12 protein-coding genes are annotated in these 12,456 nt (G+C 51.9%); 9 read left to right on the top strand and 3 right to left on the bottom strand.

The features are described 5' to 3' along the window. Positions 1-15 precede the first annotated feature (15 nt). From VGM55_RS25520 to VGM55_RS25510, 3 genes are all read left to right on the top strand, one after another. Complete coding sequence (locus tag VGM55_RS25520; protein WP_331637125.1) at positions 16-2,439, top strand: DUF3772 domain-containing protein; 2,424 nt, start codon at positions 16-18, stop codon at positions 2,437-2,439. A gap of 131 nt (positions 2,440-2,570) precedes the next feature. Further along, a complete protein-coding gene (locus VGM55_RS25515) occupies positions 2,571-2,960 on the top strand; it encodes a polymorphic toxin type 44 domain-containing protein (protein WP_331637124.1) in 390 nt (129 codons plus the stop codon). Beyond that, a complete protein-coding gene (locus tag VGM55_RS25510; RefSeq protein ID WP_331637123.1) occupies positions 2,938-3,345 on the top strand; it encodes a hypothetical protein in 408 nt (135 codons plus the stop codon). The genes VGM55_RS25515 and VGM55_RS25510 overlap by 23 nt, the downstream gene beginning before the upstream one ends. Positions 3,346-3,408: 63 nt before the next feature. Here the strand turns inward: VGM55_RS25510 and VGM55_RS25505 are convergent, their stop codons facing one another. Beyond that, positions 3,409-3,939: a hypothetical protein gene (locus VGM55_RS25505; protein WP_331637122.1), complete on the bottom strand. Its 531-nt coding sequence runs from the start codon at positions 3,937-3,939 to the stop codon at positions 3,409-3,411. Positions 3,940-4,651: 712 nt separating this feature from the next. Between VGM55_RS25505 and VGM55_RS25500 the strand changes: the two genes are divergently transcribed. Together VGM55_RS25500 and VGM55_RS25495 are read left to right on the top strand one after the other, a co-directional pair. Next, entirely contained in the window at positions 4,652-6,016 is a 1,365-nt protein-coding gene (locus VGM55_RS25500) for an AIPR family protein (RefSeq protein ID WP_331637121.1), read from the top strand. A 35-nt stretch (positions 6,017-6,051) separates the two neighbouring features. Beyond that, positions 6,052-6,357 carry a hypothetical protein gene (locus VGM55_RS25495; RefSeq protein ID WP_331637120.1) on the top strand — a complete coding sequence of 102 codons (306 nt, stop codon included), beginning with the start codon at positions 6,052-6,054 and terminating at the stop codon, positions 6,355-6,357. A 250-nt stretch (positions 6,358-6,607) separates the two neighbouring features. Here VGM55_RS25495 and pepT read toward each other — a convergent pair whose 3' ends face one another. Beyond that, positions 6,608-7,834: a peptidase T gene (gene pepT / locus VGM55_RS25490; RefSeq protein ID WP_331637119.1), complete on the bottom strand. Its 1,227-nt coding sequence runs from the start codon at positions 7,832-7,834 to the stop codon at positions 6,608-6,610. 284 nt (positions 7,835-8,118) lie between these two features. On the opposite strand from pepT, the gene potA reads away from it, so the two are divergent. Genes potA through potD form a run of 4 tightly spaced genes read left to right on the top strand, consistent with a single transcriptional unit; the run spans position 8,119 to position 11,927 of the window. After that, positions 8,119-9,255 carry a spermidine/putrescine ABC transporter ATP-binding protein PotA gene (potA, locus tag VGM55_RS25485; RefSeq protein WP_331637118.1) on the top strand — a complete coding sequence of 379 codons (1,137 nt, stop codon included), beginning with the start codon at positions 8,119-8,121 and terminating at the stop codon, positions 9,253-9,255. After that, positions 9,239-10,096, top strand: coding sequence for a spermidine/putrescine ABC transporter permease PotB (gene potB / locus VGM55_RS25480; RefSeq protein ID WP_331637117.1), 858 nt, complete (start codon positions 9,239-9,241; stop codon positions 10,094-10,096). The genes potA and potB overlap by 17 nt, the downstream gene beginning before the upstream one ends. Beyond that, the gene (potC, locus tag VGM55_RS25475; RefSeq protein ID WP_331637116.1) at positions 10,093-10,884 is read left to right on the top strand and encodes a spermidine/putrescine ABC transporter permease PotC; all 792 of its coding nucleotides are present in this window, start codon (positions 10,093-10,095) and stop codon (positions 10,882-10,884) included. The genes potB and potC overlap by 4 nt, the downstream gene beginning before the upstream one ends. Further along, positions 10,881-11,927, top strand: a complete 1,047-nt coding sequence (potD, locus tag VGM55_RS25470) for a spermidine/putrescine ABC transporter substrate-binding protein PotD (protein WP_331637115.1) — start codon at positions 10,881-10,883, stop codon at positions 11,925-11,927. The genes potC and potD overlap by 4 nt, the downstream gene beginning before the upstream one ends. Positions 11,928-12,261: 334 nt before the next feature. Here the strand turns inward: potD and VGM55_RS25465 are convergent. After that, a partial coding sequence (locus VGM55_RS25465; RefSeq protein ID WP_331637114.1) for a hypothetical protein occupies positions 12,262-12,456 on the bottom strand: 195 nt, incomplete at its 5' end.

The raw sequence follows: 12,456 nt of genomic DNA, 5'->3' as shown, positions 1-12,456 counted from the left end.
ATTGAGCGTCATCCCATGAGCAAATCTCTGCATACTTTCCTCCTGACCTGCCTGTTATTTGTCGGCCTGTTTCTGAACGCTGCAAGTCCCCTTGCCGCGCAAACCGAAGGCCAGGAACCCAGCCTGAAAGAAATTGCCGGGCAGCTGAAGCAATACAAAACACAGATAGACAACATTAAGCAGCAGGTTTCACAGACCAACACCGACAGCCGGCTGATCAAGCTGTTCGACACCACGCAAAAGCTGGGCGTGGAGGTGGATAACCTGGCCGCCCTGCTGCAGCCGATGCATGAAAAAATTCAGGCTCAGCTGCAGGTTTTGGGGCCTGCCCCGGAGTCTGGCGCGGGAAATGAAACCGCCAGCGTGTCCCAGCAGCGCAACGCGCTGAACAGCGACAAAAAGCAGATTGATGAGGCCATCAGTACCTCGCAAAGCCTGCAAACCAATATCCGCGCGCTGGGTATCCAGATTAACGATCTCCGCCGCACCTACTTTAAATCCCAACTGGCGTCGAACAGCGGGAGCATGTTGAGCGCCACCTTCTGGCTGCAGGAAGCCGACACCCAGGCCGTGGATATCCAGCGCTTCAATGCCTTTGGCGATCGGCTGCTGGAAACCTGGCAGGCGGCCTGGGAACCCGAGTGGTTCTGGGGCACCTTCTGGCTGCTCGTGGCCGCCGCCGGGATTGCGTTTTCCGGCTGCTATCTGATTGAGCGGCTGCTGGTCTGGATCAACATCACCTGGTTGCCGGATGGCCGCCTGCGCCGCAGTTTCAACACGCTGGCCAGCACGTTAGTGACCATGTTTACCATTGTGCTGGCACTTTCCCTTGTAAAAAGTGCCTTTTCGCGGGTGGCGGAGTTCTCTCCCCAGGTGAGCGATTTTGTCGACGGCTTTGTGCAGCTGGCCGTGTTCTGCTCATTGATTTATGGCGCTGGCCGCGCGTTTCTTTCCCTGAACCGTCCTTCATGGCGGCTGGTGCAGCTCGATGACAGCGTGGCCGAAAGCGTGCGTTACTTCCCGCCGCTGCTGGCGATTCTCGGCCTGCTCATTGGCTGCCTCGACCTGATTAATAATACGATTGGCGCCAGCCTCGGCACCACGATCCGCGCCAACGGGCTGATTTCTGCCGTTATGGCCAGCGTGCTGCTTGCCATGATGCTGCGCGTGCAGCACGCCCACCGGCAATTGGAAAAGAATGGCGAACCCGCCGAGAAGCGCTCGCGACTCGATGCGCTGGTCTGCCTGCTGGTCATGATCGCCTCTCTGGTGATTCTGGCGTCGCTGCTGATCGGTTACATCGCCTTCGCCCGCTACCTGACTTACCAGGTCATCTGGTTCGGCATGGTGCTGGTGGCGTTTTTTTATCTGGTGACCTTCGCCACCGACTTTTTCGCCGCCGTGTTTTCACCGCACACCGCCACCGGCCAGGCGATGAAAAAGTCGCTGCGGTTTAAAGACCGGCACCTTGAGCAGCTGGCGGTGGTATTTACCGCCTTCACCAAATGCGCGCTGATACTCATGACCATCATCGCGCTGTTTAACGGCACCTTCGGCACCACCACGCCGAGCCTATTGATCGGCAAGCTGGTGGCGATTTTAAGCGGCGACGGGCTGAAGCAGCTGCACATCGTGCCAGGCAATTTACTGAACGCCGTGCTTTGCCTGGTGATTGGCCTGTACATTCTGCGCGTAACCCAGCGCTGGCTCAGCCAGGAACTGCTGCCCAAAACTATTACCGATATCGGCATTCGCGCGTCGCTGATTACGCTATTTACCAACGTCGGCTACGTGCTGCTGATCCTCATCACCCTGGCCGCGCTGGGCATTCAGTGGAACAACCTGGCCTGGATTGTCAGCGCCCTGTCGGTGGGGATCGGCTTTGGCCTGCAGGAGATTGTGAAAAACTTTATCTCCGGCCTGATCCTGCTGACGGAACGCCCGGTCAAGGTCGGCGATATGATCGGCATCGGCGGCATTGAGGGCGATGTACGCCGGATCAACGTGCGCGCCACGGAGATCCAGCTCAGCGACCGCTCGACGATGATCGTCCCCAACTCGCAGCTGATTTCCCAGAACGTGCGTAACGCCACCATGGGCAACGCGCAGGGGGTGGTCACCATCGCCCTGACCTTCCCGACCAATATTGACCCGGAGCTGGTACGCGATTTACTGCTCAGCGCCTATCAGGACTATGAGGTGATCCTCCCGACGCCTGCGCCGTATGTGCGCTTCAGCCAGTTGGGGCCAGAAGGCATTATCCTGAGCGTGACCGGCTACGTCCCCAGCCCGCGGATGGTCGGCTCCAGCAAAAGCGAACTGCTGTTTAATATTCTCAAGCTGCTGCGCAAAAATGAGGTAAATCTCTCCAGCCCGCAGGAAGTTGTTTTTATGAAGCAGCGGGCGAAAGCTTTGGACGACGATGAATTTTCATCTTAAGTGAATCTTATTTTTGGAGCTGCTTAACACTTACTGGCTATTCAGGAATTTCCTTATAACTGCTGCGTTGAATGCTGAAGTGATAACCAATACTCTTTGCATGGTTAATTAATTTATAAGGAAATAAATTTATGGCTTCAGTTCCTCTTTCAGGACCCGGCAGCATCATTATTTATCGGAATATGCGAGAAGCGCGTCAACACGGGATGTCGCGTAACATGGCGACCCCAGCAAAGTATTACTGGTTCTATCAAAAGGTCCGAAACGGTGGCCCATGGGATTATAAGCAATTTGATCCCTACTGGGCTGAGTTTGGAAATTTCAACTTTGGCGCAACCGGAACCGCTGCTGGTATACCGGCGGAAATTTTGCTTATGGGAGCAGGATACGCACAATCCAGCGCCGGAACATCAAAACCCATTTGGGGTAAATGGTATGAAGAACCACCTTATGGAGATGATCCAGCGGACCAGCGAGCTATAAGAGAAGGCATTGAGTATGCAATACAAGATGGCTATTAAATGGCTCCACAGGCTTTTAACGACCGTTCTGCTGATCGTTGTGATTGGCTATGCCTGGGTGAACTTCAGCCCCTCAAACCCGATCTATCCCCTGAAACGGACATATCAGGTCAACCAGAACACCTGGCTTTATATGACGGAACAAAACAGCGGCGGCGCAACCGTCCCTATCGCTTATCGCTACTACCTGAGTAGTCAATTAAGTGGCGACGACAGCGATATTGCCCGCCAGTTAAGTGCTGCGATACCGCTCATTGTGGGCTATGGCACCATTACCGATATTCAGGTGGACGATAAAAACCTTATTTCTGTTACCTACAGCGGGAAAGTGCTGTCGATATCTGATGATGCGACGCAGGTTCACTTTAAGATACAACCATACTGAAACTAACTTTCTCTGCCCGCCTTCGCCGTGCTTTGTCACAGCGAAGGCGGGAGCCCCTCTGATTTAGTGAATGCCCTGCACAATTTCGCCGTCAGTCCACGCCAGCCCTTTCTTCGTGCGCACGAAGCGTGGCGCGGTTAAGTTCTCTTCCAGCAAGCCGAACACTTCATAGAGTAAATCCGTCATCTGCGCCTGTTGACCCTGCGCAAGCTGCTGGCCCAGCAGCACCTGGCTTAAGGCCGCGCAATAGTCGCAGAGCATACTTGAGTCGGTATCAGACACGGTGCGGGCCGCAGCCTCTTGCCCCTCTTCCACCGTTAACCGCGCAATGAGGTGCGGCGGCAGCGGATGCTCTAAGACCACTCTCAGCACGCTAAACCCTGCCAGCAAACGCCCCGCCAGCGCGATATATTCAGCGTGGTTATCTATTTCAATTAATTCATCCACCCAGCAGCGGCAAATATGCAGCACATGAAATAAATCATCCTTTGCGCCCAACGGCATTTTTAATAAGGCTGCGATGTCCTCAGCAATAATCGTTTGATCCTTCGTCATTTCCGTGTGCGCGAATGTGTTACTATCGGCGTTAGCCATAATGTGACTCCTGGTTAGTTACTTTGTGGTTAGCCCTCGTCTGGTGTTGGCGCACCTTTCGGGGGCGAATTCTTTCTTCGGTTACCTTTGATTGCTTCTTGAATGTTAATTTCTGTTTTTATACTGGATAAGTCAACAGTGGTTTGGTTTAAAATTATTGGAAACTGAAAAAATTCGAGGGGGATCTCGGAATTGTGATAACTGGGGAATTGGGTTGCATTTATCTATTATTTTTGGATTTTTTTCCTATAACCTCCAGATTGATTCGAAAATTTTTACTAAATTATGCTTTTTACACTATTCCCACTTCTAAAAGAGAGCACTACCATCCTTAGAGACATTTCATTGGCTAATATAGTCAATGCGTTCGCGGTAATTTTATCTTGCGCAACAATGTTAGAATACCTACTGGCCTTAGATCTGAGCTACTAAAATTGGTAGGAGTGATTATTGGTGATTGATATTGCATGTTTTAGTAACTTAAACTGGTATTAAAGATCTACTTTGAGTTAAAAATTGATGTTCACAATCAAAGATATTAACATTGATCAGTATTGCTCTAGACGAAGCGGGTCAGTTACAATTCTATGTCATTATGATCTTCGATGAACAACTCAATTCTAAGCATTAATAAACCTTGGCTCTAAACATTTTATCATTAATGCATTTTCAGTTTCACGGACCTTCAACCCAAGTATAGGAGAGTAAAACAATGAGTGAATTTACTAACTCACAAATAATAATGGAAAAAATAATTAAAGAAGAAGCAGCAGAACAAAATGCAAATTTTTCAGATTATTTTGAACTATACACAGCATCACAGATACTCAAGGATTACGATGTAACTTATTCTGATATTGAATATAGCATAGTTGGAGATGGTGGTGTAGACTCTTTTTATACATTCCTCAATGGCGAGTTAATAAAGGAAGATACTGATTACTCCAAAACCGGAAAACATAACAAAATTGAAGTGGTTATTATACAATCAAAAACATCAAAGAAATTTGGCGAAGATGCAGTTGTTAAGTTTAACGAGGTTACTAGGGACTTATTTAATATATCAACAGATATAGATAGTGACAGCCTAAAAAGACGTTATAATGATGACCTCAGAGGAAGGGTTTCTATTTTCAGAGGTGTTTATAGTAACTTAATGAAAAGTTTTCCCGATTTAAACTTCTCATATTACTACTCAACCTTAGGAGAAGAAGTACACCCTAACGTTGTCGATAAAGGAAATACCTTACGGGAAACAATCCTTAGGATGTTTACTGGTTCTAAGTTCTCACTAGATTTTGTCGGTGCAAGTAATTTAGTTGAATTGAACAGGAAGGTGAAAAGTACTTCCCGAATGATGGAGTTAGCTGAGTCACCTATAGCAACAGCTAGTGGTAGTTACTTATGCCTTGTTAATTTGAAAAAATATTACGAGTTCATATCAGACAATGATTCTCTTTCAAGAAGTATTTTTGAGTCAAATGTGAGAGATCACAATGGAGATGTTGTTGTAAACGTGGCTATCCAAGAAACACTTCACTCAGGCAAAGAGGACTTTTGGTTCTTGAATAATGGAGTGACTGTAATCACATCAAAAGCAGTTCTTTCAGGAAAAACCTTGACTATAGAAAATCCGCAGGTAGTTAATGGATTACAGACTTCCCACGAAGTTTATAACTATTTTTCTAATTTGGAAGAGACAGTTCAGGAGGCAAGAAATTTATTGGTTCGCGTCATTTGTGAGAGTAATGCTGAATCTAGAGACAAAATAATAAGGGCAACTAATAGCCAGACTAGCATTCCCCCAGCGTCTTTAAGAAGTGCAGATGTAATACATCGTGATATCGAAGACTTCTTCAAAGCCAATGGCTATTTTTATGATAGAAGAAAGAATTTATATAAAAACGAAGGCAAACCAGCCTCTCGTATCGTATCCATACCTTACTTATCTCAATGCGTCATAACTACAGTTCTTCTTCAACCGAATAATGCAAGAGCAAGACCATCAACCCTCATAAATGACAACACTCGATATGGACAAATTTTTAACAAAAAAACCCACTCTCACTTTATCTAAACTCTTATTTAATATTGAAGAAATGTACTGAGCTATTGAAGACATATGAGCTTGACAGCAGAAGAGATTTTAATAACATTATTTATCACACTGCAATGGCTGCGGTTTTAAAGTTAGCTATAGCTGATGAAGATAAAGATAATATACCTAAATTTGTTGGTGACTTTGATAATACCAGAATCACTGATGAATTCTTTAGGGATATATTCGACTTGGTTTGGCAAGAGTATAAGAAATTAGGCGGTGATGACACAGCTGCTAAAGGAACAGATTTTGTGGCTAATATTGTTAAGTCTCTAGAAGAGGCTGTGGGGATAGAACCGACACCCCAGATAGAATAGCAGATCTTTCCAAATCAGGGGCGTTCAGAATTTATCTTAGGTCAGGGTTATTATACTTAACCGGTGATAACATTCTATTACTAAGTCCCTGTTAGAAATGATTGATAGAATTATCATGACCAGCTTTCAGTGGAACATTATACCTTGGTCCTAGTAATGCTCGCTTGGCGAAACTGACATCCAAAAAACCGACCAAACTAAAATAAAGGGGCTAAAAGCCCCTCCCAATATTAGTAGTTTTTAAATCAACTCACCCCGCCTTCGCCGTCAATTCAGCAATACGCACAATCACCGCCACCGCCTTCTCCATCCCTTCCAGGGTCACGAACTCGTGCTTGCCGTGGTAGTTATAGCCGCCGGTGAACAGGTTCGGGCACGGCAGGCCTTTAAAGGAGAGCTGTGCGCCGTCCGTGCCGCCGCGGATCGGCTTCATGATGGGCTCGATGTCGCAGTCGCGCATCGCCTGCTGGGCCACTTCGACAATATAAGGATGCTCGGCCACCTTCTCGCGCATGTTGTAATAGCTGTCTTCTATGACCAGCTCGATATAGCAGTCCGGGTGCAGGCCTTTGCCGACCTTTTGGGCGATATCCATCATCTTGCGCTTGCGGGCTTCGAACTGCTCGCGGTCGAAGTCGCGAATGATGTAGTGCATCTCGGCCCGGTCGACGGAGCCTTTCATGGTGTTCAGGTGGTAGAAGCCCTCGTAGCCTTCGGTGCATTCCGGGCTTTCGTCCGCCGGGACTTCGGCGTGGATGCGCGCCGCCAGCGACAGGGCGTTCACCATCACGCTTTTTGCCGTGCCGGGGTGGACGTTATTCCCGACGATTTTGATGGTCACGGAGGCGGCGTTGAAGTTCTCGCTTTCCAGTTCGCCCACGCCGCCGCCGTCCACGGTGTAGGCCCATTCGGCGTTAAAGGCTTCGACGTCGAAGAAGTGTGCGCCCTTCCCGACTTCCTCGTCCGGGGTGAAGGCCACGCGGATATCGCCGTGCGGCACGTTTTTGCCTTTTAATACCGCCAGCGCGGTCATGATTTCCGCCACGCCCGCTTTGTCGTCCGCGCCCAGCAGGGTTTTGCCGTCGGTGGTGATCAGCGTCTGGCCCATCAACTGGTGCAGCACCGGGAACATCACCGGAGAAAGAATTTCGTCCCCAATGCCCAGGGCAATATCGCCCCCGCGGTAGTTTTCCACTATCTGCGGGTTCACGTTCTTGCCGGTAAAGTCCGGCGCGGTGTCAACGTGGGAGATAAAGCCAATGGCCGGGACGGCGTGTCCTACGTTCGACGGCAGCGTGCCCATCACCGTGCCGTGGTCGCTGAGCGTGACGTCCAGCAGCCCCATCTGCTCCAGCTGCTCTTTTAACAGGCGCAGGAGCTTCCATTGCCCTTCGGTGCTCGGCACCTGCTTAACGCCGGGTTTGGATTGTGTATCCAGAGAGACATACTGCAAAAAGCGCTCAAGTAATTTATCCATTTAGCCACCCTCGTTTTTAGTGACATCAATTATCAATAAGCCGCAGAAGGCAAATATTGCGTCAGGTCACTTTTAGTCGGTAACGGAAAAAAATAGTTTTTACAGCACGTGACAAAGCCTCCGTTAAACTTACTCTTAACCGTAGACGATAACGGCCAGGCTTTGTGGCCATCGGGATTGGCGATCCCTCTGCTTTGCCGTAGAATGCCTGCCCTTACTCAATGTGCCAAGACCCAAGGTGGTTCATCACAAACCCCGTATCCGCCGCTTCGGATACGTCATTTATGGGACAGCGTAAAAAATTGAATAAACAGCCACGTTCGCACGCCATGCTGGTTAACCTGGCAGGTGTCGCCAAGAGCTTTGATGGTAAATCTGTAATTTCTGACTTCTCCCTCACCATTAATCATGGTGAATTCCTGACGCTGCTCGGCCCTTCCGGCTGCGGCAAAACCACCGTACTGCGCCTTATTGCCGGACTCGAAAACGTCGATGCCGGGCACATCACGCTCGATAATCAGGACATCACCCACGTGCCTGCCGAGCACCGCCACGTGAATACCGTGTTCCAGAGCTACGCCCTGTTTCCGCACATGACGGTGTTTGAAAACGTCGCCTTTGGACTGCGGATGCAGAAAACGCCGGCGGCAGAAATCACGCCGCGCGTGACCGAAGCGCTGAAAATGGTGCAGCTGGAAGAGTTCGCCCAGCGCAAGCCAAACCAGCTTTCCGGCGGCCAGCAGCAGCGCGTGGCGATTGCTCGCGCGGTGGTCAACAAGCCTCGCCTGCTGCTGCTCGATGAGTCGCTGTCGGCGCTGGACTACAAGCTGCGCAAGCAGATGCAGAACGAGCTGAAAGCCCTGCAGCGCAAGCTCGGCATTACGTTTGTGTTCGTCACGCACGATCAGGAAGAAGCCCTCACCATGTCCGACCGCATCGTGGTGATGCGCGACGGCAGGATTGAGCAAGACGGCACGCCGCGAGAAATTTACGAAGAGCCAAAGAACCTGTTTGTGGCGAGCTTTATCGGCGAGATCAACATCTTCGACGCGACGGTTATCGAGCGCATCGACAACCAGCGCGTGCTGGCCAACGTCGAAGGCCGCGAGTGTCATATCTTCGTCAGCAAGCCGGTTACCGCCGGGCAAAGCCTGAAGGTGCTGCTGCGCCCGGAAGATTTGCGCGTGGAAGAGGTCAACGACGCCCGCGAAGTGGACGGGCTGATTGGCTACATTCGCGAGCGCAACTATAAAGGCATGACGCTGGAGTCCACCGTCGAGCTGGAAAACGGCAAGATGGTGATGGTCAGCGAGTTCTTTAACGAAGACGACCCGGACTTCGACCATACGCTTGATCAAAAAATGGCGGTGACCTGGGTAGAAAGCTGGGAGGTTGTGCTGGCAGATGAAACGCTCGCGTAAATTCCAGAATGGGGTAATTGCCACCGTGGTGGGCTGGCTGCTGCTGTTTGTCTTCCTGCCCAACCTGATGATCATCGTCACCAGCTTCCTGACTCGCGATAACGACAACTTCGTGAGCCTGGTATTTACGCTGGATAACTATACCCGGCTGGCCGACCCGCTGTACGCCGAGGTGCTGCTGCACTCGCTGAACATGGCGGCGATAGCCACGCTGGCCAGCCTGGTGCTCGGCTACCCTTTTGCCTGGTTTCTGGCGCGGCTGCCGGCAAAGGTGCGCCCGCTGCTGCTGTTCCTGCTGATTGTGCCGTTCTGGACCAATTCGCTGATCCGCATTTACGGGCTGAAGATTTTCCTCAGCACTAAAGGCTATCTCAACGAGTTCCTGCTCTGGCTGGGACTGATCGACACGCCGATCCGCATCATGTTCACCCCGAGCGCGGTGATTATCGGCCTGGTCTATATCCTGCTGCCGTTTATGGTGATGCCGCTTTACTCCAGCATTGAGAAGCTGGATAAGCCGCTGCTTGAGGCGGCGCGGGATCTCGGGGCCAGCAAGTTGCAAACCTTTATCCGCATTATTCTGCCGCTGACCATGCCGGGGATTGTCGCCGGCTGCCTGCTGGTGATGCTGCCGGCGATGGGGCTGTTCTACGTGTCGGATTTGATGGGCGGCGCGAAGAACCTGCTGATCGGCAACGTGATTAAGAGCCAGTTCCTCAACATTCGCGACTGGCCGTTTGGCGCGGCGACGAGCATTACGCTGACGCTGGTGATGGGCCTGATGCTGCTGGTGTACTGGCGCGCGGCGCGCCTGCTGAACAAAAAGGTGGAACTGGAATGATCGGACGCCTGCTTCGCGGCGGCTTTATGTCCGCCATTTACGCTTTTTTGTATATTCCGATCGTTATCCTGATCGTGAATTCGTTCAACAGCTCGCGCTTCGGCATCAACTGGCAGGGCTTTACCACCAACTGGTACAGCCTGCTGATGAATAACGACAGCCTGCTGCAGGCCGCAAAGCATTCGCTGACCATGGCGGTGTTTTCCGCCAGCGCCGCCACGCTTATCGGCTCGCTTACCGCCGTGGCGCTGTACCGCTACCGCTTTCGCGGCAAGCCGTTCGTCAGCGGGATGCTGTTTGTGGTGATGATGTCCCCGGACATCGTGATGGCTATCTCGCTGCTGGTGCTGTTTATGCTGCTGGGGGTTTCCCTCGGCTTCTGGTCGCTGCTGTTTTCCCACATCACCTTCTGCCTGCCGTTTGTGGTGGTCACCGTCTATTCCCGCCTGAAAGGGTTCGACGTGAAGATGCTGGAAGCGGCGCGTGACCTCGGCGCCAGCGAGCTCACCATTCTGCGCAAGATTATCCTGCCGCTGGCGATGCCTGCCGTGGCGGCGGGCTGGCTGCTAAGCTTTACCCTGTCGATGGACGATGTGGTGGTATCTTCGTTCGTGACCGGGCCGAGCTACGAGATCCTGCCGCTAAAAATTTACTCGATGGTCAAGGTCGGCGTTTCGCCGGAAGTGAACGCCCTGGCCACCATTCTGCTGTTACTTTCGCTGGGGCTGGTGATCGCCAGCCAGCTGATTCTTCGTGATAAAACTCAACCTCAGGGGACGTTAAAATGAAAAAATGGCCACGCCACCTGCTTGCTGCGGGCGCTCTGGCGCTCAGCCTCGGCGCCGCTCATGCCGACGACAGCAAGACGCTTTATTTCTATAACTGGACCGAGTACGTGCCGCCGGGCCTGCTCGAGCAGTTCACCAAAGAGACCGGCATCAAGGTGATTTATTCGACCTACGAGTCGAACGAAACCATGTACGCCAAGCTCAAGACCTACAAAGACGGCGCGTACGACCTCGTTGTGCCCTCCACCTACTTTGTGGCGAAGATGCGCAAAGAAGGCATGATCCAGAAGATCGACAAGAGCCAGCTCAGCAACTTTAAAAATCTCGACCCTGACATGCTGAACAAGCCGTTCGATCCGAACAACGACTACTCCATCCCGTATATCTGGGGCGCTACTGCGATTGGCGTGAACAGCGAAGCCATCGATCCGAAGAGCATCACCAGCTGGGCCGACCTGTGGAAGCCGGAGTACAAGCAAAGCCTGCTGCTGACCGACGACGCACGCGAAGTGTTTCAGGTAGCGCTGCGCAAGCTTGACCTGTCCGGCAACACGACCGATCCGAAAGAGATTGAGGCCGCTTACCACGAGCTGCAAAAGCTGATGCCCAACGTGGCGGCGTTCAACTCCGACAACCCGGCCAACCCGTATATGGAAGGCGAGGTAAACCTCGGCATGGTGTGGAACGGCTCAGCGTACGTGGCCCGCCAGGCCGGCACGCCGCTGGAGATCGTCTGGCCGAAGGAAGGCGGGATTTTCTGGATGGATAACCTGTCGATTCCGGCCAACGCGAAGAACGTCGACGGTGCGCTGAAGCTGATTAACTTCCTGCTGCGCCCGGACGTGGCGAAACAGGTCGCAGAAACCATCGGTTACCCGACGCCAAACCTCGAAGCCCGCAAGCTGCTGCCGAAGAACGTGGCGGAGGATAAATCGCTGTACCCGGATGCGGAAGTGATTAAGGCCGGAGAGTGGCAGAACGACGTGGGTGACGCGAGCGCGCTGTATGAGTCTTATTATCAGCGGTTGAAGGCAGGGCGATAGGGTTTTTCCTTTTTCAGGAGAGGAGTCGTCACTTAGTCAGAAATACTCACGATTATGCACGGCTGCGAATATTCCGTTCACTTCCAATCCTGTTTCATATGTTGCCACCGAACCGGTGAACGTCTCGGGGGAATCACCGTCATTCCCCCGAGACCCCGGACTCCCGGCCAAATAAATCGACCGCTAAAGCGGCAGACCTCCGTTTTATCTCCCAGTCCTGGGTCAGCTGAGATGCGTTCCCGACGCTCTCAGCCTCCGGCCGTTCCCGACGTCCGGACCCTGGCCAGTCGGAGAGAAAACGGAGGCGATTTAAGCCGGAACCGTGCCTCGCTTTTCACCCGCAGCTACTCGAAACGTTAAAGTTGCTGCAGGCCCCAAAGCCACGACCTTGTTCCCGGCTCTCATCGCCCCCGGTTATGACCCAACTCAGGCGGGGTTGAGCTGCCGGGAGCAGCGAAAGAGAGCGATCGTCGGGAACGAATCGCGAACGACCCCGAATGTTTGGGTGATAGCCGGTGGGTTTACCGCT

It is taken from the genome of Cedecea sp. (assembly GCF_036500665.1).
In the GTDB taxonomy this organism is placed as follows: Bacteria; Pseudomonadota; Gammaproteobacteria; order Enterobacterales; family Enterobacteriaceae; genus Cedecea.
The sequence above is the reverse complement of the archived record's forward strand: the minus strand, read 5'-3'. Positions and strand labels throughout refer to the sequence as shown.